This is a genomic window from Nostoc sp., assembly GCF_036917135.1.
Taxonomy (GTDB): Bacteria; Cyanobacteriota; Cyanobacteriia; order Cyanobacteriales; family Nostocaceae; genus Nostoc.
Genome location: NZ_JBALEA010000063.1, coordinates 129,524 through 153,873, shown reverse-complemented (window position 1 = coordinate 153,873; position 24,350 = coordinate 129,524). Strand labels below are relative to the sequence as shown.

Here is a 24,350-nt window from a genome sequence, read left to right as displayed (position 1 = left end):
AGATGGATTTGCAGGGCGTTGAATTGCCAGCCTGGTGAGCTTTTGGAATACGCACCTTTAGGTGCTAGTAGTTCTTTTGTTCTAACAAAGCTGAGATGCTCCCCTATGTCACCCGGATCATGCAGGGTAAATTTAAAGCTCAGGTAGCAGCAAGCGATCGCCAAGCTTGCGTTTTGTACCAAGAATATCTTACCGCAGCTAAAACCGAACTGATTCAAGAATTAGAATCAAAAGCCGTTATTTTGCAAAGTCTGAAATTAGAATCCGCACCCGCCGAATACCGCATCTTGGTACAAGCTTATCCTTATCTAGATACCATCAAGCGCTTGGAATTTGCGGCGATTATCTCCGCCGACAGCAAAAAAGACCCCCAAACCTGGAAACAATGGACTGATGAAAATAACCACACCACCTACAAAAACCGCTTCTGGAAAAACTTAGATGAAGACGGTTTAGCTTTTTTAATTGTGAATAATAAATTGCTGGTAGGCTTCGACGCACCTTTAGAACAAGTGCTATATGTAGACCGCAGCTTAGTAGAACATGACTTATTACAAGCGATCGCTCGTACTAACCGCACCGCCGAAGGTAAAGACTACGGTTTAATTGTAGACTATTACGGTATCGACATCGCCGCCGCCATGAGTGTCTACGATCAAGAAGATGTCGATGGCGCTTGGTTTGATATCCAAGAAGAACTACCCAAATTAGACGAAGCCCACCACCGGGTAATCAACTTTTGGCAAGAACGCAACTTAAATATTGACGATGACAAAGAAGCTTGTGTAAATATCCTAAATCATGATGAGCGATCGCGCGCGGAATTCTACCAACTGCTGCGGGAGTTTCTGCAAGCAATGGATGCCTTTTTACCTCGTCCCCAAGCTTTGCGCTACCTCAAAGATGCCAAAGAATTGGGGGAATTAAAGAAATTAGTCGATGATATTTTCCGAGATGAACGCCCAGAAGACGCGAAAGAAAAAGTTCAAGCGCTGATAGACGAACACATTCAATCTCAGGGTATTAACCTCAAAGTCTCACCAGTAAATATTTTAGACTTGGACTTTGAGCAACGGGTACAACAAAGACATTCCGTGCAAACTCGCGCGGCGGAAATGGAACACGCCATCAGATACCACATCCGCACTCATCTAGACGATGACCCAGTTTATTACCGCAACCTGAGCGATAAACTAGAAGAAATTTTACAACGTTTGGGTGCAAATTGGAATGCGATCGCTACAGAATTTTTAAACCTAGCGCAAAAAGTCCGAACTGAACAAACCGAAGTTAGCGAAAATCAACCATCAGCCCGAATTCGCCCCTTCTTCAATGCTCTCATAGATGCGCTAGACTCACCAACACCGGAAATTTCCACCCAACTCCAAACCTTTAGCACCGAACTGGTAGACTATATCTACAACCAAAGTTATGTAATCGGCTTCTGGAACGATTTGGTAGCCAGAGAAAACCTCCGCAAGAATATCTGGCTGAAATTAGAAGATTTAAATGTCTTCCCAGATAGTAAACTGGATGGTTTAGCAGACCAAATCACCCAATTAGCCGAACGACACGATGCAAATCGAGGGCGATGAAAACCATTAATGTTGGAGAACTCTCCTTTGAACTGCGCGAAAGTCCCCGTCGTCGCACAGTTGAAATTACCATCGAACGCGACGGTCAACTAATCATCACAACACCACCTCAAGTCCCAGTAGAAAAACTAGGACAAATTATCGAACAACGCCGCTTCTGGATTTACAGCAAACTGCTCAAAAAATCAGCAATCAAACCGCCATCTGAACAAAAAACTTATTTACCTGGCGAAGGCTTCCACTATTTAGGACGCAGCTATCGCCTGAAATTAGTAGACACCGCAAACACCCCACTTAGACTTTACCAAGGACGCTTTGAACTTTTGCGATCTGCTGAAAGCAGCAGCGCTTCGCTATCGCATCAACAGCAAGATCGAGATTTATTTATTCAGTGGTATCGCGGTCATATTCAACAGCATTTAGAATCAATTACTACATCAATTTCTAACCGAATCGGCGCAAAACCTACTTCTATCCAAGTGCGCGAACTCGGTAATCGTTGGGGTTCATGTAACCCAAAAGGTGATATTTATTTCCACTGGCGGGTTGCTTTGCTTCCTAGTTCCATGATTGAATATGTGGTAGTGCATGAAATGGTTCACTTAGTGCAACCCAACCACAATAGAGATTTTTGGGACAGGGTAGAGCGAATCTTACCTAATTACGAAGATAGAAAAGAGTGGTTAGCAAAAAACGGCGCAATTTTTAGTTTATATGTACATTCGCACATTATATGTCGTAATTCGCAGATAGTGTCGCAACCGCATCTAAATAGCTGAAACCTTTACTCTGTAAGGATTATAAACTATTTACTCACATAGAAAATAAATTTGCATAATTCGCATTTTCTATGTCGTAAATCCTAGATTATCAAATTAAATGTCGTTTGTTAAGATTTAGGCATTTATCAAATTGTATGTCGCATTCTTAGTAAATTAATGGTACATTAGTACCTTAATTATTCATGAGTGTTTTTCACTCCAATGGCAGACAAACAATTTGAATTCACGGAAGAATTAACGCAAGCTCCAGATGCTATTTTTCTTGACAAGAGTAATTTTGTTGTAGATCCATCCCAAATTATTCTGGAAACATCAGATAGGCATAAACTGACATTTAATCTGATCCAGTGGCTTGCTGAATCACCAAATCGCACGATTAAGTCTCAGAGAAAGCAGGCTATTGCAAATACGCTTGGTGTTTCTACTCGCCAGGTGGAACGTCTCCTCAAGCAATACCATGATGACAAGTTATCAGAATCAGCAGGAGTACAACGCTCAGATAAGGGAAAACATCGAGTCAGCGAAGACTGGCAAGAATTTATCAAAGCAATTTATGAAGAAAGTCTTAAAAACAAACATCCAATTTCACCAGCATCTATAGTTCGGGAAGTAAAGCGACACGCGATCGTTGACCTGAAGCTGAAACCAGGAGATTATCCTCATCAAGCTACTGTTTATAGGATTTTAGATCCTTTAATCGCACAACATAAACAGAAGACAAAAGTGAGAAATCCGGGTTCGGGATCTTGGATGACAGTTGTAACACGAGATGGACAGCTACTGAAGGCTGACTTTAGTAACCAAATTATTCAATGCGACCATACCAAACTGGATATTCGCATAGTTGATAGTAATGGTAATTTATTGTCTGACCGTCCTTGGCTAACTACTATTGTGGATACTTATTCAAGCTGTATTGTTGGTTTCCGCCTATGGATCAAACAACCAGGTTCTACAGAGGTGGCTTTAGCTTTAAGACACGCTATCTTGCCCAAAAACTATCCTGAAGATTATCAGCTAAATAAAGTTTGGGAAATATGCGGGACTCCTTTTCAATATTTTTTTACTGATGGTGGAAAAGATTTTCGCTCAAAACATCTTAAAGCCATTGGTAAGAAACTAGGATTTCAGTGTGAACTACGCGATCGCCCTCCTGAAGGCGGTATTGTAGAACGCATTTTTAAAACTATTAATACTCAAGTTCTCAAAGATTTACCTGGTTATACAGGGTCAAATGTTCAGGAACGACCCAAAAATGCAGAGAAAGAAGCGTGTTTGACAATACAAGATATAGACAAGATCCTAGCTAGTTTCTTTTGTGATATTTATAACCACGAACCATATCCTAAAGATCCCCGCGAAACAAGATTTGAGCGCTGGTTTACAGGAATGGGAAGAAAACTACCTGAACCTTTGGATGAGCGAGAATTAGATATCTGTTTGATGAAAGAAGCGCAACGAGTTGTTCAAGCGCATGGATCTATACAGTTTGAGAACCTGATTTATCGAGGAGAATCACTCAAGGCATATAGAGGTGAATTTGTAACGCTTAGATATGATCCAGACCATATCCTGACTTTATATATCTACAGCTGCGAAACTAATGATAATTTAGAAGATTTCTTGGGCTATGCTCATGCCGTCAACATGGATACCCATGATTTGAGTGTGGAAGAATTGAAAGCCTTGAATAAAGAGCGAAGTCAAGCTCGTAAGGAGCATTTTAACTATGATGCCTTATTAGCATTAGGTAAACGGAAGGAACTTGTAGAGGAACGTAAAGAGGACAAAAAGGAAAAAAGACGCTCAGAACAAAAGCGTCTACGTTCAGCTTGCAAGAAAACCTCAAATGTTGTTGAACTGAGGAAAAGTAGAGCTAATGTTTCTTCAAAGAAAGATGACAAACTGGAACTCTTGCCACAGAGAGTTTCAAGGGAAGAACTAGAGCTTCAGAAAACAGAACTACAACCAGAACTATCTGTTCAAGTTGACACTCAAGAGCAGGAAAGACACAAGCTGCTTGTCCCTAACCGTAAACAACATTTGAAAAAGATTTGGTAATTCTATGGCGCGATCGCAACTTGCTATTCAGTCCTCCGTTGAAGCCTTAGCTCCTGAGCTAGATTTAAATGCCCAACTTGCTAAAGTCGTTGAAGTTGAAGAGATATTCAATAATTGCTTCATACCAACTGATCGTGCTTCAGAATATTTCAGATGGTTAGATGAGTTGCGGATACTGAAACAATGCGGTCGAGTAATTGGCCCTAGAGATGTGGGGAAAAGTCGAGCGTCTCGTCACTATCGCCAAGAGGATAGGAAAAAACTTTCCTATGTAAGAGCTTGGTCAGCATCAAGTTCCAAGCGCCTATTTTCGCAAATTCTTAAGGATATTAACCACGCAGCACCAACAGGTAAGCGGGTAGATTTACGTCCAAGATTGGCTGGTAGTCTTGAATTATTTGGGATAGAACAGGTCATTATTGACAATGCTGAAAATCTCCAAAGAGAAGCACTGCTAGACCTTAAACAACTTTTTGACGAATGTCATGTTCCTGTCGTCTTAGTTGGAGGACAGGAGCTAGATAAAATCTTAGCCGATTTTGATTTGTTGACTAGCTTTCCAACACTGTATGAGTTTGACCGCCTAGAATACGATGATTTTAAGAAAACACTAAGTACAATTGAATTCGATATTCTGGCTCTGCCTGAAGCTTCTAATTTATCTGAGGGAACTATATTTGAGGTTTTAGCTGAAAGTACAGGTGCGCGAATAGGACTGCTAGTCAAAATACTGACGAAGGCAGTTTTACATTCACTCAAGCATGGCTTTGGCAAAGTTGATCAAAGCATTTTAGAAAAAATCGCTAGTCGGTATGGCAGAAAATATATTCCCCCAGAAAACAGAAATAGTAATAAATGAAGATTATGACATTCTGCCAAGGTTGGGTTATGTTGAGCCATACCCAAATGAAAGCATCAGTCATTATCTAGGACGCTTGCGCCGATTTAAGGCTAACAGTCTTCCTTCAGGATATTCTTTAGGAAAAATTACTGGTCTTGGTGCTATCACAACGCGATGGGAGAAGCTTTATTTCAATCCATTTCCGAGTCTTGAGGAATTAAAAGCTTTGAGTAAGCTAATTGGTGTGCAGGTCGAGAGGTTATATGAGATGCTGCCACCAAAGGGTATGACTATGAAACCCAGACCAATTCGGTTATGTGGTGCTTGCTATGCAGAAGCTCCTTGTCACCGCATTGAGTGGCAGTTCAAGGAGAAAATGAAGTGCGATCGCCACCAGTTGGGTTTATTAACAAAATGTACTAACTGTGAGACAGCATTTCCAATCCCTGCTGATTGGGAGCTAGGGGAATGCACCCATTGTTCCCTGCCTTTTGCAAAAATGGTGAAGCGTCAGAAGCGCTATTAACATATAATGCACGTAGTTTAATTTATCTCTCTATGAATGGGGAGTGTTAGGAACAGTACCTAGAATATTATATTTGTTGTCTACTTAGCCAGTGACGGAAACTGGAATGATAGAGGCTGTAATGGATTTCTTCAGCAATTCGTTGCTGCTGTAAAAACTCAAGCCAATTTTCTAGTACTTCCTCAACTTCATATTCATCTGCATCAATTATATGAGCGATCGCTTCTACTGATATTGGTTGTTTTTGTTGGACTAATACATTTAGCACAGCTATGTTAAAGCCTTCCTCTTGCTCAAATGAAATCATATTCTGTAAATGCTGCTGATAATATGCTCCTAGAACCGAGGTTAACTGGTTGTACTGGAAAGGTTCCGGGTAAAAACCTCCAAGTGTCGCACTTATAATTTGGCTAAGGTACATGAAATTATTTTCGCTGTCAGTGGTGAGGCGATCGCAGAATTCTTCCTCATTAATCTGGTGATTACTCAGCCAAGATTTAAAACTTGACCTCTCCCCCAACCCCTCCCCTACAAGGTGAGAGGAGTAATCTTGTCCCCCCCTTCCCTCATAGGGAAGGGGGGTTAGGGGGGTTAGGGGGGTTAGGTAACTTTGAATATAAGCTTGAATATCCCGCCGATTTTCTTCTGGATAATCTGCCAAATCAAGACTTTGCGACGGCGTTTCAATTAATAAACCCGACTTCTCGCGCAAGAAAGGTCTACGAGTGAGGAGGAAATAGACCCCATCCGGGAGATAGCGGGGGAGATAAAACAGATTTGTACTAGGTGGTTGGCTGTTGCGGTCAATGCAATTCAACCCATCAATGGCAATTATCAGTTTTTGATGAGGTTCTAACTCATCGCTGATTTGCTGAAGGAGAAGAGACAAAAACCAACTCCCCTCAGTCGCATTATCTGGAACTCCCCCTAACTGGGAAAAATCTTGCTCCTTCCTCGCTTGCGGGGAGGGTTGGGGTGGGATTCTTAAATCTTGCTCCCTCCTCGCTTGCGGGGAGGGTTGGGGTGGGGTTCTTAAATCATGCAACCAGTCGATTAACTGAGTACAAACAACCTTGAGAAATTCGTCAGCACGATTTTTACCCTCAAGTTCGGCATTGTAATAAATAACTTGAGGATTGTTTGTCACATATTTGGCGAGGATGGCACTTTTACCGCTACCGGGTGCGCCAATGATAGTGAAGTAACCGTGGCGATGGCGGTCGAAAAAGTTATTAATACCCGTGAAGACAAATTCACGACCGACAAAGTTTTGGCTTTTTTCTTGAATGATTTGCTCAAACTCCCTTGGATGTCCTCTGAGATGATTAGTAGTGGGTGGTCTGGGTGGTGAATTCATAGTTATTTTTGTACCTATTCTCCAGCCTGTTGTTTAAGCAAATTCACTAAAGTATCAGATAACCATAAACCTGCATCACGTAAAGCTTGAATTCCGGGAGATACGCTTAAAATTATGCCGCGTCGTTTTGCTAGTACTAGTAAGCCTCCTGTTTATCAACAACCAACAGCCGCAAGATATCAGTTGATGCAAAAGTTCGCTAGTGGTCAAACTTTATCAATTAAAGCTTTCCCCGATGTAAACATTACCGTCAATGAAATCTTGGTTAGATAAAATTACTTTTCTCTTCATCCCTCTCTTATATTTTCAAGACGCAAAAAATGTACCCTACCTAATTGTTCTCCTACCACAATTGTCATGTGATGGGGTGCAACTGCACAGCAAAGGATGGGACTTTCTCCTGTGAAAGTGGCGATGACTTTCCCAGTTACCAGATTCCAGACTTTGAGAGTGTTGTCATCGGAGGCAGAAATTGCCTGTTGCCCGTTGGGGATGACAGCAACGGTATTTACGGAGTTTGTATGACCGTTGAGGGTGAATATTTCCTCCCCTGTCACCAGATTCCAGACTTTGAGAGTGTTGTCATCGGAGGCAGAAATCGCCTGTTGCCCGTTGGGAGTGACAGTAACGGTATTTACGGAGTTTGTATGACCGTTGAGGGTGAATATTTCCGCTCCCGTTGCCAGATTCCAGACTTTGATAGTCTTGTCATAGGAAGCAGAAATTACCTGTTGACCATTCGGGGTGACGGCGACAGCATTTACAGAGTTTGTATGACCGTTGAGGGTGAATAGTTCCTCCCCTGTTGCTAGATTCCAAACTTTGAGGGTGTTGTCATAGGAAGCAGAAATCACCTTTTGCCCATTGGGGGTAACGGCGACGGCATTTACCCAATCACTATGACCCTTGAGGGTGAATTGTTGCTTCCCTGTTGCTAGATTCCAGACTTTGAGGGTTTTGTATGCAGAAATTATCTGTTGTCCATTAGGAGTGACGGCGACGGTATTTACCCAGTCGCTACGATCTTTGAGGGTGAATTGTTGCTTTCCTGTTGCTAGATTCCAGACTTTAAGAGTCTTATCATCGGATACAGAAATTAGCTGTTGTCCATTAGGGGTGACGGCGATGGCTTTTACCCAGTCACTATGACCATTAAGAGTGAATAACTCCTCGCCTGTTGCCAGATTCCAGACTTTAAGCGTGTTGTCATAGGAAGCAGAAATCACCTGTTGTCCATTAGGAGTGACGGCGACGGCATTTACCCCTGAACTATGGCGATTGAGTTGCCCTTGAAAAAATAAAGTCATGGCAGAAAAAATATCTTCTATCCAAGAATGATTCCAGACTTTGAGGGTGTTGTCAGAGGATGCAGAAATCACCTGTTGCCCATTGGGGGTGACGGCGACGGCATTTACCGAGTCACTATGACCGTTAAGGAGAAATTGTTGGTTTCTTGTTGTCAGATTCCAGACTTTGAGGGTGTTGTCAGAGGATGCAGAAATTACCTGTTGCCCATCGGGGGTGACGGTGACTGCATTTACTGAGTTACTATGACCCCTGAGAGTCAACAGTTCCTCCCCTGTTGCCAAATTCCAGACTTTGAGGGTGTTGTCAGAGGATGCAGAAATTACCTGTTGCCCATTGGGGGTGACAGCGACAGCATTTACTGAGTCACTATGACCCCTGAGAGTGAATAGTTCATCTCCTGTTGCCAGATTCCAGACTTTGAGAGTGTTGTCAGAAGATGCAGAAACCACCTGTTGCCCATTGGGGGTGACAGTGACGGCATTTACTGAGTTACTATGACCATTGTTAGCGTAGCGTTCTGAAGGAAGGGTGAATAGTTCATCTCCTGTTGCCAGATTCCAGACTTTGAGGGTGTTGTCAGAAGATGCAGAAACCACCTGTTGCCCGTTAGGGGTGACAGTGACGGCATTTACCGAGTCACTATGACTCTTGAGGGTGAATTGTTGCTCTCCTGTTAGCAGATTCCAGACTTTAAGGGTGTTGTCACAGGATACAGAAACTACCTGTTGCCCATTGGGAGTAACGGCGACCGCATTTACCCAGTGACTATGACCCTTAAGGGTAAATTGTTGCTTTCCAGTTGCCAGATTCCAAACTTTGAGGGTGTTGTCAGAGGATGCAGAAATTAGCTGTTGCCCATTAGGGGTGACAGCAATGGCATTTACCGAGTTACTATGACCAGTGAAGGTGCGGAGTAAGTGTCCTCCTGGTGGCGTTAAACTAATATTCAAGGGACACAGCCAAGGGGTAGTCGTGCTTCGCTTTATTTGTGCTAATAATATTTGAACCTCCTTTGAGGTTTTCTGATTTATTAACCGTCCGTGCAATTGACTCGCTAATTGCTCCTTATCCACTACTAAGATATGCGCTGACAGTCTTAATGCCCCTTGAATCAATTTGAGATTTTTGACTTTCTCTGAGTTGTATCCTGGGTAATTGAATGTATCTGCATCATCTAACAAATCATAATCTTCAATTAGCGACTGCACTCCAAACTCAGCATGGTTGATCTTTGCTACCAGAAAATCAAAATTAGTTAGGGTTTCGTAATACTTGTCCAAATTTCTTGACTTCACCAAGCTTGGCGCTAAACTACCCAAGTAAGCACGTTGAAATGCAGGACTTTGTGCCGCTAATTTGTCAGCAAATTCTCCCATTTCACGCCATCTTCTCGATAAGGTAGTCTGCAATGCGTTGATTAACCTCTTGAAATAGCTTCCGTTTGGAATCCAAAACCCGTTTTGCTTTCAAAAAGTCTAAAAAACTAGCGTGATAAATGCTATAGCAGATTTCTCCTTTTATATCCTGCTGCTTCAAATACTCAACCCACTCTTCTAAAACTGATTGCACATCATCTTCATCTTGTTCGGCAATATCTGCTATCATCTTCCAGGTAATTGGTGTGCCAATCTCCACTAAAATAAACAGGATAAATACTTTTACTTCTTGGGGCTTTGCATCCATCCCCATCCGTCCCCAATGAACTTGATAATAGTCCTGAAGACCATCGGGTAATTGCGTTAAACTCAGGTCTTTATAGTCACCTTTAGCAATTCCTGGCAAGACATAGCGCAGGTACATGAAATTATTTTCACTCTTAGTTGCTACCTGCTCAACAAAATCATTCTCATCAATTTTGCGGTCTTGAATCCATTGTCTAAGTGCCTTCTTATGGTCTTCATCGACATTCAAAAATAACCCAATATACTTTTTGATATCTTCACGGCTCAAATTAACATAGTCATTTGCCCTTAAATCTAGCTCCTCCATCGGGACATCTGGTGCAGACAAGCGTTTTTTATCTATAGTATATGGTCGTCTAGTCAGCAGAAAATAGACACGTTCCGGTAGCGCCGTTGGTAAATCTAAAAGATTACCCCCAGTTTCTTGCTCCACTTCATCCAAAGCATCAACTACAATTACCAGACGTTCACTAATAGGAATTTTCTTACTAACTTGTTCTAGTAAATCAGCTAAATTAGCCTTTTCGACATTCTGCAACTGGTAACGCTTACTTAATTGCTTGCGAATACTTTCAAGAAATAGCTCCGCTCGATTGCTACTAGTTTGGCGAATATTAAAATAGCATGGTGATTTATGATCCCAGACGTATTTAGCAGCAATGGTACTCTTCCCCATCCCCGCATCACCCACTACTGTAAAATAACCACTGCGATTTTTAGTGCAAAATTGTTTAAATGCGTCAAAAACAAACTGACGACCACAAAACGAGCGAATTTTTTCTTTAATTAATGACTTAAATTCTGTTGGATACTCATCTAAATTCCATTCAGGGAAAGGCTCAAACTCTTTTGATTTACTTCTTTTAGCAACCTTAATAAATATTTCCCCAAACTCCTCTAACTGCGATCGCAGTTCAATTCTCATCAATCGGATATCAAATTCTGAATCCTTCCCCTGCAAAAACTTTTCTACTTCCTTGTAGAACCCCAAAGGATTATTTGAAGTATAAGCACTCCAAAAAGCATTTTTAATTTCTATTTCTCGAAAAAGATTCAGCAGTACTTCGGGCTTATCCACACCATACTCAATTAAAGAATAAACATAAACACCATCAACATCTTTAGGTGGTTGTACTGGGTCAAAATTGAATTGTTTTAAGGTTCTAACTACAGTTTCATTGCGTTGAGCTTGATTAATAACAAGAGAAGCCGCAGGTTTAGCAATACTTTTAAGTACATTAGCTACAGGGTCAATATTCATCTTTGCTAGCAGTAGAGATAATTTTTACACCTGTAACATATCCTAACGGCAGATGACAACATTTAGCCTACCCACCGCCATCTAATAGCGATCGCTCTTTCTTAACCTCTTCCTCAGCCTTCTCTCTACCTCTGCGATTTGATTTTTATAATCATTTGACAAAGTGTTTAGGCGTAGCACATCGTAGACATCGCTTTTTGTCCTTGATACCTAAAAATATCGCGTGTTCGCATAGCTGTTTTAAGTGTTAAACTCACAGCTTAAGATTCAAAAGTACAACCTCTACCCTTAAAAACTTAATATTTTGCAATTTTACACAAAACTTTAAACCAGAAAAAGACGTGAGTTTAACCACGTCTCTAGGCGATAGGAAAATTTTTTAAGGGCTTACGCTACATCTGCTACTAATAAGCCATTGACAGCTATGATCAACAACTGCGCTTGCAAAGAAGTTTCACAACAAGGTCTTTCATCTCTATTACAAGGCTGCGCTATCCATTTACCCTCCAGATTTTGATAAAAAGTACCTAACAGTTGTGAACTGTTCCAAACTCGATACAGCTCTCCAAAATCATCGGTCACAGAATCAATTTCTATTTCTGGTGCTGGTGGGTCAATTAGCTGGTCAACGTAGTCTTCAAACTCTGATGACATCAAAGTTTGGTCATCAAATGCCTCTTGTGTAATCATGTGAATAACCTCACTGATGGGGTTTTACAAAAAGCGATCGCAGCCTCTTCCCGGAGTGGCGATCGCTTTTATTTTTGTCTACAGCTTAATCTACGTGACGCGTAGGATTACGTCAAGCGTAGATTAATAAAACTTAGAATGTTATATATCTACTTGTAATCTAGATTACTGACGAGTAGATAAATCTACATCTAGCAGCGACTAAACTGGTGATGTAGTCTATGTCTGAGAATCAAGTGATTCGTTGGAAATTAAATGAAGTGATGGCGCGAAAGCGGATTAAGAATAAGGATTTAGCTAAGATACTAGGTATAACTGAAAACTCAGTTTATAGATTGCGTAAGGTTGACGAAATGCCAAGATTAGCACCAGAACGATTGAATGGCATTTGTAAAGCGTTGAATTGTCAACCAGGGGAACTGTTGGAATATTTATCGGATGAAAGTGAAGGGAATGTTGTTTCTCAGGTTGATATAGTTTGAGCGTGATGGATTTACAAATCACGTAGGCGATCGCTAAACAATTAAATCCCAGGAATGGGAAGCAGGATTTTATGGGATACCAAAGTGTCAAACTGTAACCGCAACGCTTGGGCTGTCGCTGAGTCAGTAAGTAACACACCTGCTTCAATATTGCGTTCGTGGGCGGCTTCTGTAAAGTTGGCTGATGTAATCAGCACAGATTCTTCATCTACAATAATGCTCTTGGCGTGGAGAGATGATTTTTGCTTAACATTCACTGCTAGCGATCGCGAATCATAAAAGACTTCTGGTAATCTGTTTCCTGTCCAGATATCGCGGCGGAAGGTATCTGCAAATTCTCTCAATAAAATTGACTCTGCTACTTCGCTGTTATGAGGGCGTTGGATGTTAAGAAACATCTGTACATATAGTTCCGGGTTAGCATCCATGCGTTCTGCAAGTACCTGGAATAATTTCCGTGCTTTCTCACCTCTATCAATGGCAAAGCTGGAGATGAGAACGCTTTTTTTCGCGTTACTAAACAGTTCGCGGACAACAACGCTAGTATCACGGCTTTGAGAACCAGTTACCTCTGGGCCAGTCCATACCAACTCAATGCGATCGCGTATTTGTTGAGATGCGCTTCGTTCTGCTGCTAGCAAGCGTAGGGTATAAGCAATATAGCTGCATTTTACGCCTTCAGAAGTTAGATGATTAAGTTCATCAATTACTGTTTGGCTTAAAGTTGCGGGTACGTAGTTAATAATTGCTGATACCAGAAAAGGAGGGGATAGCCTGCCGTTTTCTAGCGCTATTGCTAGTTTAAGCAAAGTTGGGCGGCTCAGTTGCAAAAAAACCATTGTGTTTATTCTGGGAAAAACTCTGCTCCTAAACCCTCAACTGTGGAGACAACCAAGGCACGGTCAAGAAATTCATTGCGGCGTTCGCAGGATGTTTCTGCAATCAGCAAGCATCCGTGACAAGCGGAACCGTGCAGAAAACGCTCCTCTTGCTCATTATCTGGTCGATGTTGAGCGCATACTGGGTCATTAGAGCATAATCTTCCTTGCTCTATTGCTACTTCCAAATGGTATTCAATACGTTTGCCAACTTCTACTAGTCCGCCTAATGTCCCTTCTGACCCAGATGAACCTGTGTATAAAAGAATTCCATATCCTGTATCACCAGCGTAGATACGTTCGCGGATGGAACTGGCAGCATAGCCGCATTCTAACGATACAGCCACAATTAATAAATGCGATAGAGAATGCAGCATAATATATGGCAAAGCAGGAAAGTTAACTTTTTGCTTTTCTTGGTCTATACCTTTACGCGCACACCAGATATCAAATCCTCGTGATAATTCTCGTCCACGTTTTTTGACGGCTTCTCGCTTTAACCAATCTTCGATCGCTTCCTTACGGAAAGCAATAAATACACCTTCACCTTTATTCTCAATTGCTGGAACCCAAGTGGTTTCAATATCCAACGCAGCACGCCTGACGCTTATATCAAGTTCGCCGTCGATATCTGGCATTTCCGCTTCAAAGCGGGTAAAACCCACCTGAGCAATTACTTCACGCAAGCGATCTACTAAAACAATTCGTTCAATGCGGGAGGAAAAAGCAGGCTGTAAATTATCTAAAGTACGTGATCTAGCGTGAAAGTCACCTTCTGGTACATCTTCTCCAATTTGGATGGCGCTAGAAAGTAGTGTTTCAATTTCTACTTGCTTAATGCTTTTATGTTGGTTAACCTGTCCGTTTTGTCGGCGTTCAATTTCTTGCCAAACAGCTTCATTGCTAAATCCTTCTAAATTTGTGGATACCTTAGACATTAAACTCTTAACAAGAGCAAGTTGTTCGAGTGTTGTTATGTTTTTAAGAAAATCTTCGTAGACTGAATTCACTGCTTTTTGTAAAGCTGCGTCTGAATCAGGCAGGGAAATAACGCTAAGAACTTGTGAAAAATAAGCGTTGCTGGCAGACCTAACTAACAAGCGGTTGTATTCTGGTAAACCAGTCGATTCACGAATACAGAAAGGTTCCTGGGCAAATGAGCCAAGCCAAGGGCGATGTCCCTGACATGGGCCTAAAACTTTACCATTGCGGACTGTTGCATCAGCAAGGGGACGGCGTTTTTTACAGGCTTCGCAACGCACGTAAATCTCAGCGAAGTCGTTACCTGAACCACCTTCGTCCAACCATAGCTGACCTCGACACTTGTTTTCAGAGTCATTATGTACAAAACGATACCAATCAATATCGCTGATATGACCTTTAACGCAGGCCTGGACGAAGCGGACAGGTACAACAGGTTTTGATTTTTTCTCGGAATTAAGATATTCACCCCTTACCAAATTACCCCACGGTAGCAGAGGGCGAGTGCGGTAAATTTTTCCTGGTAGTAATTTTCCTTGCTCATTTGCCTTAGGCCAAGTTTCCTTTACTTGAGCTAAAAACCAAGTGGGAAAAGTAAAAACATTAATCCCAGTGCGAGGAGCTTTGGGGTCTTGTTCATGAACTGGCGGTGCATACAGCTTGACATAATTGACTTGTAAAATTTCAGCAACTCTCGCCGCCAGCCGCTCTTCAAAAATGCGTCTTCTGTCGCCACTCCAGTGATTTAAACCAGAAATTAACACGGAATGTTTAGGTAAGTCTACCATCGCCCCAGGCCCAAAGGTAGAGAGAATCTGACTTTGGCGCACTTGCCCTTGTGACCGTTTATTTTTATTAGATTTACTCATTTTCCTTCCTCCTCTACCTCATATCCATAAGGATTAATCACCCACAGGTTGACTGTTGGTTCGACATCGCGCAAACTTCGCTGGGCTTTGAATTTTTTTCTTACTTCTGGGGGTTGATTCTCTAATTCAGGGTCGAGGGGATCAAATATTAGTGGTGGTGCTTCGCCTACTTCACGCTGATATTGGAGGCTAATTTTTCCATTGCTATTAGCAATGCTTTCCCATGTATCTAGTAAGTTTTTTACTCGTCCTTTGACTTTGTGACGTGTTTCCTCTGCATCATCCTCGTCGTTTTTACAAACCTCTGCGCGTTGTGCAATAGTTTCAACAACAAACTCTAATTCTTGCCGATGTTGAGTAATATCGAAAGCGCGGAGTGGCGCTGTCATCTTAGGATGTCCGAGACGTGCTAAAGCAACGGTAATGGCTGCAATACCTCGATCAATAGCGCGAGGTGAAAAGGGAGTTACGCTGGTAGCTTCCACAGCCCGATAAAATGTTGAATGCCAAGCACAAAAGCGTTCATAATGAGAGCGATCGCGCGGACGATGAATATTCAGTAAGGTCACTACTAACCCTGGTCTTTCCTCATCTCGTCCCACACGGCTGGTAGCTTGGATATATTCGGCGGCTGTCTTGGGTTGACCAAGAACTACCATTAAACCCAAGCGAGTAATATCCAAACCTACGGAAATCATGTTTGTTGCTAAAACAACATCAACCTTTTCATCTTTATCAAAGGTTGATTCCATTCGCCGCTTAGTCTCTGCAACGTCGCTAGTGCTGACACGAGAAGTTAATTCTTCTGGTTCGTCATCAATTTTACGACCAACAAATAATCCTGATATTTCACCTACTCGCTTACGCTGGCTGTAGCGCACAAGCCCGGAATTTACTTCATCTTCCACAATACGCCGACTACCACCTAGCTCACGTAGGGAATTAAAGTAACCTAACAGCGTCATGTAGGGGTCGGCTGGGTTATTAGAATTTTTCTTCCCTCCTTGTTCGAGCCAATACTTCTGGGCTGCGCCTAATAATGCCAAATAGCTACGCAATAACACTACTTTTAAGCTGCGTCCTTGAGCAGTAATTCCTACATAGGTGCGGGCGTTTTTCTCTGTAGCGGGGACGGTTTTGGCAAAGAATGAATTACGTCTATCTGGGCCTGGTGGGGGAAATATATCGACTTGGCTGCGACCAAATAAAGCTTGAATTTGCTTGCTGGCGCGGCGGACTGTTGCAGTTGAAGCAACTATTTTCGGACGAATTATTTTACCGTCTATCTCTTGGCTGCACAAAGCATCAATGGCTGTTTCGTATAGTCCTACCATTGTTCCCAATGGGCCGGAAATTAAATGTAATTCGTCTTGGATAATTAAGTCTGGTGGTGGTAAATAACCGCCAAGGGGTTTCCCGCGACCTGGTTGAGTAGGGCCGTAAAAACCATCATTATCGTAGCGGTCTACTCGTCCAAATAATGCACCAGTTTCTCCCACCCAAGGCAGGCTGGCGAATTTATCTACTGTAGAGATAATAAAACAAGGTAAACGACGATATATTGGCTCGTCTACGGCGACTATTGGTAAAGGATTATCACCACGAAAATGACAGTGACGATTGGCACAAAATACGCGTAAGTTTGTTGGTTGATCGGTATTTGGTAGTAATTGGAATGAGTTGCGTTTAAATTCTGCATCGCACCAAGGACACTTTTCTAATGGGATGGGTGATGGGTTGTTGCGGTTATTGTTTTGGAAGTCGAGAGTCCGCTTTCTAGCACTGTTATCGTCGTTATCTCCTTTTTTACCCATGCGGTTGGGTGTTGCTGTTTGTCCCACCCATAGTCCAATTTCAAACGGCCAAGTTCCCAGTTTCTCTGGGTTTTTCTGACGTTCCAATTCTAAGGCGCAAATCATCGTCGCCGCCCGTCCGAGTTGGTCGAGAGTCAAAAGACGCAGGGTATAGCGCATGAGGACGCTTAAACCAGCCGATTTGATACCGGGATAACGCAGCCGTCGTAGGACAAGGGTGAAGGCTGCGAGTCCTAAGTAAGCTTCGGTTTTACCGCCACCTGTGGGGAAGAATAGCAAATCGACTAATTCACGATCGCTATTTTCGGGATAAGCTATTCCTGCTAAGTTCATCAGTATAAATGCTAGCTGGAAGGGTCGCCATTCAGGTGGTGCAAGACTTTCAGGAGTGATATTTTTACCATGAGTAGCACGCTGACGCACATACGTAGCAATAGCTCGATTTCCTATTTGAAATGCTTCAAATATTTGTGGATCACTTAATGCTTTGATACCTGCCTCGATGCGCTTGTTGGCAATTTCTGCATTGTTTAGCAAACTTATGGCCATATTTAACCGCTTGAGTTCGCTAGGGCATTTCGTGCGTTGTTCCTTAATCCAATCAGCGTAAGCATCCACCATTGGACTCAGTACATTTTGCAATGCTTCTGGTGTGGGTGCATCGGCTAAGGCTTCCATTCCCAACTCAACGTTTTTTACTTGAGTGGCTATCACCTTTTCCACATCAGCAGTTGGTATCCAAGCGGTACGCACTTCCTGACAACTACCATCGGGATTGGTTAGTGCGATCGCAGAAACGTTATGACCTACCGCATATTCATAATCATCGCGGTATTGTAAATCAGCGACGTTTTCATCCCAATCATGATTATCTCGTCCGCGTAAGTTGGGACGGGGTACTAATGCTTCTGGGGTATGGATGATTAAACTAGCTTGAAAAATATAGCTAATATCGCGCTGTTTATCTGAGGTGGAGAGGCGATTATTGACTAGAAATACAGAAACGGAACGAGTCCCCGCAGGTACAAGTTCTTTGGAAGTTACAGGACGGATGGAGACGACGAGTTGTAAACCGTTGCTATCAGCTATGGGAATAGTTTTTGTAGATTGGCTTTGATGAAGCGGTAATTTTAATTGTTTAGGACTACTTAAACCTAAACCCAATTCTAGTTGTTCGGGATTGCGATCGCCCATTAGAGGAACAGTGATTTGGGCTTGGCGTGGAATCCGCTTCCAGCATCCCAATAAACTGTTATTTGATTCTTCTTGGGGGATTGTCGTTTCTATTTCCAGGGGTAAATGAATTTTCTCCTCGCCAGAATCATTCTGAGATTCTGCTACAGAATTATCTTTGATTGGGAAATAATCACCCCATTGCACTGTGAGATTAAGTTGACTGGCATTTTCAGCAACCAGTAAACTTAAACCCATCGATGAAGGGAAAAAAGCTTTCTTGGCGAATGCTTTGTCTGGGACATTTTCATCTTCACCTGCGCTACCCTTCTGTAATTGATCTAAATCATCATCAACCGTATCATCTCCACGCTGTTCGATGGGCGCACCATGTGGAACAAGAAAGCCTGTAAGATACCACTTTGATGGTGCTTGGTCGAGAATTTCTTCTGCGTGGTCGATATCATCAGGGGTGGGGCCTATGAGGTCGAGTTGTAAGGCTTCGATGAGGTGCGATCGCACTTCGGCTGAATTGGTTGTTACGTTATTTTTTGTCACAAATTTTTCACATTATGTATCTAAATCAATAAGAATTAAACTTTAAACAGTAAGTTACTCTGGTTTGTAATCATAAATTTTCAATTTTTTCGGCTTTTTTTTGAAGAACAACATTATTTCCTCTATCGATTCTTTAAAATCATTATTCATGGGCGAGTTACTCTTATTGTCAAAATATTTTAATTTTTCTATTTTTGCCGATAAAATTTCAATATCTAAAGGTTCGGGCTTACATATTTTTTTTGGGTTTTCCTCGTGTATTTTGTTCTCATTACATATATTTGAACTAGTATGTCTCCTATTTCCACTTGCAGCTTTTATTGAAAACCGGAGTAGTTCTTGTTGAATCTCCCTTTTAATTTGACTGTTAATTTTAAATTTAATAAGTTCTAATCTATATTTATTTATAGAATTTAGATCAGCAGTAGATATATTGGTTATCTTTTCTAAAAATCTTTCTGAATATTTTAATCCTCTCTCTGCTATTTCTAAACTATTTTCGGCTATTCTGTGTGATAATATATCTTCTAGTTCGACTGATTTATTTGTATTCTTTTTAAGAGAACTGCATAAATTTTCTTGTTTGATTTTGCTATATTCTTTTAAGAAAATGATAGCTTGTTTTAGTTGACCTATTATTTTCTCTTCCTCTTCAATTAAAATGTCCTTAACTGTCTTATATTGTTTTTTATAATTAGTTACTGCTTGGACTTGCATCTCATAAATATTTTCTTTAATCCCAAAAATTTTTGCAAATGCGCTAGTCAAGTATTTAACAGTATTTTCATCACGATATGCCCATATATAAAGTGGTTCAGCTTTTTTGTAATTTTCTTCTATAATTTCTATTTTTTGGATTTTATCATCTCTTTCTCTCAGAAACTGGGCTATCTTTGCATCTGTAGATGTTAAACCATATTGATCCATACAACGTTCAATGATATTTTCATATTTATCTATTAGCGTATATTTTCGGTCGTCAATTTCTTCGATAGTGCTATATAAATTCTCTGCAAAAAGTTCTTCGCACTTTCTGATTGCATCAACGCTACTTTTGATTTGGGCAGGATAAAAATAATCTTCATGCTCTATAATTACATCCCACTTCCAATGTATATCTGCAACACTATTAGAAGGTGTTTGCCAAGCTTTAATGTTGGGTAATACATTTAAAGCAGAAAGTACAATATCAACTGTATACTGCCCTAATTCATGGGCTGTAGTATCAGTATCATAAAATGCGGAAGATTTCTGGCTACATAGTTTTTTAACAAATTCTTTTGGTTGTGAATAACAAGTACCAAAAATACCAAATAGCGGAAGGTCTATTTGACCTATAATAGCCTTTCTAGGTTCTGCTTCAATTGGTAAAATCTTGCCATAATCTACTAAAAAATCAATTAGCTCTATAGTTATTTGCCCACTTAACATAAGTATTATATTTTGTAATAATGTAAACTTAAATTTTTGGTAGTTTTTAAGGACAATAAATTACATTTATCTTCAAAAAATGTGATTTATATCATGGTTAAACCAGGAATAGTTGCAGATTTGGCTGCTGTTTTACGTAAATTTTTACTTTTGTTAGTATTCCCTTTTACCTTACTGGTATTTACAGCTTTACCACCTAAGATTTCTGCTTCGGCGCGTTTTTGGTTTAAATCAAGCAAGCGTGCTAAAACTTCATCGTGGATTTCTTCGCGCCAACGATAACGCCAGGGTTTTTTCTTTTGTCGTCCACTGCTGTTTTCTGTGTCTTCTTCCTCTTCGTAGTCGAGGATAAAATCGCAGTCGGTGGGGATATTTGACCAGCCGTAAGCGTCGAGGACGGCTTTATCCATTGCGGTGTGGAGTTCGCGGAGTTTGAGTATTTCGGGGTCGTATTCGTCGGGGTCGTGGAAGCGGTTGTAGGTGTCGGTGAGTCCTTGGTTGTTGCGAACCATTAAGGCGGCGCGGTATTCGTAGTATTCTTTGCCTATGGCTTCTAGGGTGAGGTTGGTTTCCCAGTTTTCAGGGAAGGGGAAGGTTTCAAAGCAATCGGACGGAGTGTAGCGAAGCCTATCTTCTAAGGACGCACTAAAAAACTTAGCCCACACTTCATGAGGGTAAGATTGAATAGTTGCAAAAGCAGAATAGTTAGATACAGCAAAAACATAATGAGGCCCAGCAACAATTACGTTGGCTGGGACAAAAGCAAAAGACATATATTTGGATACATAAGCATGAACTAACACACGTTCGAGAGGTGCGATCGCTTTAAACAAAGCAGGTGTATATCTTCCGTACAGCCACCAATTTTTTTTACGACGTTCTGCATCAGCGTTTCCTCCTAGCTTTAATCGTTCTGGTTTTACTTTTTCCTCAACTATTTTCATTAAATTAGGATAATTCCTTGCTTCATATTCACTCATCTCTGCGAAATTAATTACATATCTATGATGTGCGTGGATTGGACTAGAGTTAACCTCTTCTCCACCAATATAAGGAAGAATTCGCTCTTGATTTTTAGGATTTTGTTCAATCAAACGGTGCATTTCTGCAATAGGTGTAGCGTCTGGGTTGGAATCATCAAATGTAAAACCCATACCCAGCACAATGTTACCCTGAAAACTTTTATCAGCATTTGCTAATAAAACAGCAGGGTTTTTATTACTACCTGACTTAAATAAAAATGCAGAAATTAAATCAACTTTGCGCCCATCTAATAACTTTACACTTTGATAATCGCCTTTAATAACATTAACCACACTAACAACAACGGCGGCTAAACCTGGCCACTTTAACCGCTTTTGAGCATTGTAAATAGTACCGCCATTCTCACAGATATATCTCAACCCAGTGCTACGAGTGTCGCCTTGAGCAATAGTATTCGTAGCAATCAAACCAAAACAACCTGATTCTCTTAAAAGCGCAAACGCCCTACGGTAAAAGTGAGCAACTAAATCAGAATTACCATGTGATTCAGGATTAACCACTTTCAACCAATCCATATATCCATCAGCATGAGCATTTATCGCTGTATTCTTACCTGCAAATGGTGGATTACCAACAATCGCATCAAACCCTGGGTTTTCTCTATCAAATACCTCTGGAAATTCAATTTCCCAATTAAACGGCTTCACAGGTTTATCTGCCTGCTGCAATCTTCTACTAACATTTAAAACTTCTGCGTTCTCATCTGGATTTCGTCTATATTTAAAATATTTCTGAAATAGTCCATTTCGCTCATCTTTCCTCCCTTTATCTTTCTCCGCAGCAAAGAAAGAAGCAATCACTAAATCGCCTTTGAGCCGAGGGTCATGTAATAATTCCTCCGTCGCCTGATAAAAATCACGCTTCGCCTCGTAATTATCATCACCTAAGCTTTGAATTTCATCACGGTTAAACTTAACCTTATTTATTCGCTCATTAAATAAAGGTAATTCTTTATCATCATAAGTAGTATCTTTTTCCCAATTAAAGTTAATCAGTTGCTCACGAGTTAAACCTACCAACGAATCACCACATTTCAACGCATGGTCTAGAAACGTAAAAGGATGCTTCTTCGCTAAAGTTACCAACCACAAAGATAACTTCGCCAAATTCACCGCAAACGGGTTTTTATCTACCCCATACAAACAACGCTGCGCCACCAAACGCCGCGCATAAAGTAACGGTTCTTCATCCGAGGGAACTTCTGAAATCATGCCATGTTGGTTCCAAGCTTCCACTAATTTTTCTGCCAACTGACGACAAGCTTCCACCAAGAACGCAGCCGAACCAACAGCTAAATCGCATACCTTTAAACCCAAAATTTGCTCTGGTGTAGGACGTTCTCCCAACGCTTCCAAAACAGGTCTGAGGGTTTCTTTGACAATCGGTTCAGTCAAAGCACGGGGCGTATAATGAGAACCACTACGTCGCCGTTCTTCCCCTGGTTGCAAATACAATGAACCAGCCGCCAGTAAAGCGGGAGTTTGCGGCGATATCTTCCGTCCTAAAGCTGCAATTAAATCCTCTGCGGTTTTCGCTTGCTTTAACTCCGTCAGTGATTTACCAGAGATTTCACAACCTGCAACTTCTTTTAAATACTTCGCCCTGTCATTGGCTTTGGTGTTTAAAACCTCATCGACGCTAACAACGACAGTAACAGAGGTTTTCGCACCCTTGGGTTTACTCCATACCCCAATCGATTTTGAAGTAGCATTATTTACTTCATAACCCATTATCGCGGAGTACACTGATCCAATTTGCTCTACATCTAAAGCCCGGTAAGATAGGCGTTCACCATCAAGCACGAGTAACCCTCGCAATACCTCATGAACTACGCCATCAGAAATGCGTGGCGGTTCAATTTCCATTTCTTTATAGGTAGTATTGCGAGAACGACCTTCTAAAAATGTGTACTCATCCGGGTCAAAAAGCTGTCCGTGACGCGCTGGCAAGTATAAATCAGCATGACAACCGCCATCGTAAACTAAGCGAAAAAGACTGAGTAACCATGCCCAAGCACCATAACGCTGTTCCATCGTGTCAGGATAGTTACCCGCATCCTCGCGCAATCTCTCATAAAGCCCTGTTACCGAATAGTTGCGTGTGTAAATCGAACCCTGCGGCATCAAACCCTCATCTTCCGCATACAGCAGAAACACTAACCGCAGCAAAACTGTAATTAAGCCACCGTAGATATGTTGGGGTTCCTTTTTGGCAATGTCATCAAGCAAGAATCCGTTAGCAGTTGCATTTGCAGTTTGAAAACCACGCAGTAATTCCCACAGCGCATCAACTACCTGTTCTGATAACTTGGTAGAAACCTCGTTTTGGTACTTACGGCTATTTTGCAGCAACGCTACCAAACGGCGGTCAGTTGGCGCGTTGAACACTCGCTGTTCTTCCAACAACATCTGCATTGCACCTAAAACTAGCCGTCCCGATACTTCGCACATCGCCTGTACCGGAAAGGTCAGGTGTCCAGAAGATTCGCCGCGTGGGGCATATACCAAACGTAATTCTGTACCATTACACAAAATACCTACAGGAATTTCCTTCTCCCGCAACAGTCGCTCAAATTTCCCTTGAGGGGTGGCGTGCCATCCTGTAGATTTGGTATTTTCGCTGACTCTATCAAGGTCAGTACCAGAGGAAATGACCTGTACCAGCATCAGCCAACCACCGTTATCCGGGTTGGGTACGGCATAGGTTGGTTGTAAAGTCTCACCGTATTCCGGTAGTGATACCGCCAAATCCTCTAGACTTTCGACTAAATCTGTCGGTTGCCAACCAAGAATTTCAACTGTGAAAGTAGGAAAGTCAGAAATTACAGAGGTGTAGTTGGTGCTGTCATCAGAGGAATCTCGGCTAACTACTTCGCTTAACCGTTGTTGTAACTCAACAACGTTGCGATTTACCGACATTTGGGCATTATTTAACGCCGTTGGGGACACTACCAACCCTACTGGCTGAAGGAAGCCCAACCATTCCTTATGCGCTTGAATTTCTCTATCCTTAACCAT

General features: G+C 41.6%; 18 protein-coding genes. 8 read left to right on the top strand and 10 right to left on the bottom strand.

The genetic code is table 11. The features are described 5' to 3' along the window. Positions 1-6: 6 nt before the first annotated feature. From V7K50_RS30765 to V7K50_RS19325, 6 genes are all read left to right on the top strand, one after another. Complete coding sequence (locus tag V7K50_RS30765; protein ID WP_442944633.1) at positions 7-147, top strand: helix-turn-helix domain-containing protein; 141 nt, start codon at positions 7-9, stop codon at positions 145-147. Then, positions 96-1,595 (top strand): type I restriction enzyme subunit R domain-containing protein, encoded by a 1,500-nt coding sequence (locus V7K50_RS19345; protein ID WP_334962775.1) that lies wholly within the window; start codon positions 96-98, stop codon positions 1,593-1,595. Before V7K50_RS30765 ends, V7K50_RS19345 begins: the two co-directional genes overlap by 52 nt. Beyond that, positions 1,592-2,374: a M48 family metallopeptidase gene (locus tag V7K50_RS19340; protein WP_334962773.1), complete on the top strand. Its 783-nt coding sequence runs from the start codon at positions 1,592-1,594 to the stop codon at positions 2,372-2,374. Before V7K50_RS19345 ends, V7K50_RS19340 begins: the two co-directional genes overlap by 4 nt. A 204-nt stretch (positions 2,375-2,578) precedes the next feature. Next, entirely contained in the window at positions 2,579-4,438 is a 1,860-nt protein-coding gene (locus V7K50_RS19335; protein WP_334962770.1) for a Mu transposase C-terminal domain-containing protein, read from the top strand. A 4-nt stretch (positions 4,439-4,442) separates the two neighbouring features. Further along, entirely contained in the window at positions 4,443-5,297 is an 855-nt protein-coding gene (locus V7K50_RS19330; RefSeq protein ID WP_334962768.1) for an ATP-binding protein, read from the top strand. After that, positions 5,251-5,805 carry a TniQ family protein gene (locus tag V7K50_RS19325; protein WP_334962766.1) on the top strand — a complete coding sequence of 185 codons (555 nt, stop codon included), beginning with the start codon at positions 5,251-5,253 and terminating at the stop codon, positions 5,803-5,805. Before V7K50_RS19330 ends, V7K50_RS19325 begins: the two co-directional genes overlap by 47 nt. 67 nt (positions 5,806-5,872) lie before the next feature. On the opposite strand, the gene V7K50_RS19320 is transcribed toward V7K50_RS19325, so the two are convergent. Both V7K50_RS19320 and V7K50_RS19315 read right to left on the bottom strand, forming a co-directional pair. Beyond that, on the bottom strand, positions 5,873-7,162 hold the full coding sequence (locus V7K50_RS19320; protein WP_334962764.1) for an ATP-binding protein: 1,290 nt from the start codon (positions 7,160-7,162) through the stop codon (positions 5,873-5,875). A 14-nt stretch (positions 7,163-7,176) separates the two neighbouring features. After that, on the bottom strand, positions 7,177-7,254 hold the full coding sequence (locus V7K50_RS19315) for a hypothetical protein (protein WP_334962817.1): 78 nt from the start codon (positions 7,252-7,254) through the stop codon (positions 7,177-7,179). Positions 7,255-7,276: 22 nt separating this feature from the next. On the opposite strand from V7K50_RS19315, the gene V7K50_RS19310 reads away from it, so the two are divergent. Beyond that, positions 7,277-7,435 carry a hypothetical protein gene (locus V7K50_RS19310; RefSeq protein ID WP_334962762.1) on the top strand — a complete coding sequence of 53 codons (159 nt, stop codon included), beginning with the start codon at positions 7,277-7,279 and terminating at the stop codon, positions 7,433-7,435. A 14-nt stretch (positions 7,436-7,449) separates the two neighbouring features. Here V7K50_RS19310 and V7K50_RS19305 read toward each other — a convergent pair whose 3' ends face one another. The 3 genes from V7K50_RS19305 to V7K50_RS19295 all read right to left on the bottom strand — a co-directional run bounded on the left by V7K50_RS19305 (position 7,450) and on the right by V7K50_RS19295 (position 12,103). After that, a complete protein-coding gene (locus tag V7K50_RS19305; protein ID WP_334962760.1) occupies positions 7,450-9,846 on the bottom strand; it encodes a WD40 repeat domain-containing protein in 2,397 nt (798 codons plus the stop codon). A gap of 1 nt (position 9,847) precedes the next feature. Further along, positions 9,848-11,413 carry a P-loop NTPase fold protein gene (locus V7K50_RS19300; protein ID WP_334962758.1) on the bottom strand — a complete coding sequence of 522 codons (1,566 nt, stop codon included), beginning with the start codon at positions 11,411-11,413 and terminating at the stop codon, positions 9,848-9,850. A gap of 387 nt (positions 11,414-11,800) precedes the next feature. After that, on the bottom strand, positions 11,801-12,103 hold the full coding sequence (locus V7K50_RS19295) for a hypothetical protein (RefSeq protein WP_334962756.1): 303 nt from the start codon (positions 12,101-12,103) through the stop codon (positions 11,801-11,803). A gap of 221 nt (positions 12,104-12,324) precedes the next feature. Between V7K50_RS19295 and V7K50_RS19290 the strand changes: the two genes are divergently transcribed. Further along, on the top strand, positions 12,325-12,585 hold the full coding sequence (locus V7K50_RS19290; RefSeq protein WP_152590402.1) for a helix-turn-helix domain-containing protein: 261 nt from the start codon (positions 12,325-12,327) through the stop codon (positions 12,583-12,585). 41 nt (positions 12,586-12,626) lie between these two features. Here the strand turns inward: V7K50_RS19290 and drmC are convergent, their stop codons facing one another. From drmC to V7K50_RS19265, 5 genes are all read right to left on the bottom strand, one after another. Continuing rightward, positions 12,627-13,424, bottom strand: coding sequence for a DISARM system phospholipase D-like protein DrmC (gene drmC / locus V7K50_RS19285; RefSeq protein WP_334962754.1), 798 nt, complete (start codon positions 13,422-13,424; stop codon positions 12,627-12,629). A 5-nt stretch (positions 13,425-13,429) separates the two neighbouring features. After that, positions 13,430-15,313, bottom strand: coding sequence for a DUF1998 domain-containing protein (locus V7K50_RS19280; RefSeq protein ID WP_334962752.1), 1,884 nt, complete (start codon positions 15,311-15,313; stop codon positions 13,430-13,432). Next, complete coding sequence (gene drmA, locus V7K50_RS19275; protein ID WP_334962750.1) at positions 15,310-18,858, bottom strand: DISARM system helicase DrmA; 3,549 nt, start codon at positions 18,856-18,858, stop codon at positions 15,310-15,312. Before drmA ends, V7K50_RS19280 begins: the two co-directional genes overlap by 4 nt. A 54-nt stretch (positions 18,859-18,912) precedes the next feature. After that, a complete protein-coding gene (locus V7K50_RS19270) occupies positions 18,913-20,289 on the bottom strand; it encodes a hypothetical protein (protein WP_334962748.1) in 1,377 nt (458 codons plus the stop codon). Between the two features lie 86 nt (positions 20,290-20,375). Continuing rightward, a complete protein-coding gene (locus V7K50_RS19265) occupies positions 20,376-24,350 on the bottom strand; it encodes an Eco57I restriction-modification methylase domain-containing protein (RefSeq protein WP_334962746.1) in 3,975 nt (1,324 codons plus the stop codon).

Coding starts and splice junctions, on each gene's coding strand:
- V7K50_RS19335 (WP_334962770.1), top strand. CDS start 2,579: ATGGCAGACAAACAATTTGAATTCACGGAAGAATTAACGCAAGCTCCA.
- V7K50_RS19295 (WP_334962756.1), bottom strand. CDS start 12,103: ATGATTACACAAGAGGCATTTGATGACCAAACTTTGATGTCATCAGAG.
- V7K50_RS19340 (WP_334962773.1), top strand. CDS start 1,592: ATGAAAACCATTAATGTTGGAGAACTCTCCTTTGAACTGCGCGAAAGT.
- V7K50_RS19305 (WP_334962760.1), bottom strand. CDS start 9,846: ATGGGAGAATTTGCTGACAAATTAGCGGCACAAAGTCCTGCATTTCAA.
- V7K50_RS19320 (WP_334962764.1), bottom strand. CDS start 7,162: ATGAATTCACCACCCAGACCACCCACTACTAATCATCTCAGAGGACAT.
- V7K50_RS19270 (WP_334962748.1), bottom strand. CDS start 20,289: ATGTTAAGTGGGCAAATAACTATAGAGCTAATTGATTTTTTAGTAGAT.
- V7K50_RS19345 (WP_334962775.1), top strand. CDS start 96: ATGCTCCCCTATGTCACCCGGATCATGCAGGGTAAATTTAAAGCTCAG.
- V7K50_RS19330 (WP_334962768.1), top strand. CDS start 4,443: ATGGCGCGATCGCAACTTGCTATTCAGTCCTCCGTTGAAGCCTTAGCT.
- V7K50_RS19290 (WP_152590402.1), top strand. CDS start 12,325: ATGTCTGAGAATCAAGTGATTCGTTGGAAATTAAATGAAGTGATGGCG.
- V7K50_RS19300 (WP_334962758.1), bottom strand. CDS start 11,413: ATGAATATTGACCCTGTAGCTAATGTACTTAAAAGTATTGCTAAACCT.
- drmC (WP_334962754.1), bottom strand. CDS start 13,424: ATGGTTTTTTTGCAACTGAGCCGCCCAACTTTGCTTAAACTAGCAATA.
- V7K50_RS19310 (WP_334962762.1), top strand. CDS start 7,277: ATGCCGCGTCGTTTTGCTAGTACTAGTAAGCCTCCTGTTTATCAACAA.
- V7K50_RS19265 (WP_334962746.1), bottom strand. CDS start 24,350: ATGGTTAAGGATAGAGAAATTCAAGCGCATAAGGAATGGTTGGGCTTC.
- V7K50_RS19280 (WP_334962752.1), bottom strand. CDS start 15,313: ATGAGTAAATCTAATAAAAATAAACGGTCACAAGGGCAAGTGCGCCAA.
- V7K50_RS19325 (WP_334962766.1), top strand. CDS start 5,251: ATGGCAGAAAATATATTCCCCCAGAAAACAGAAATAGTAATAAATGAA.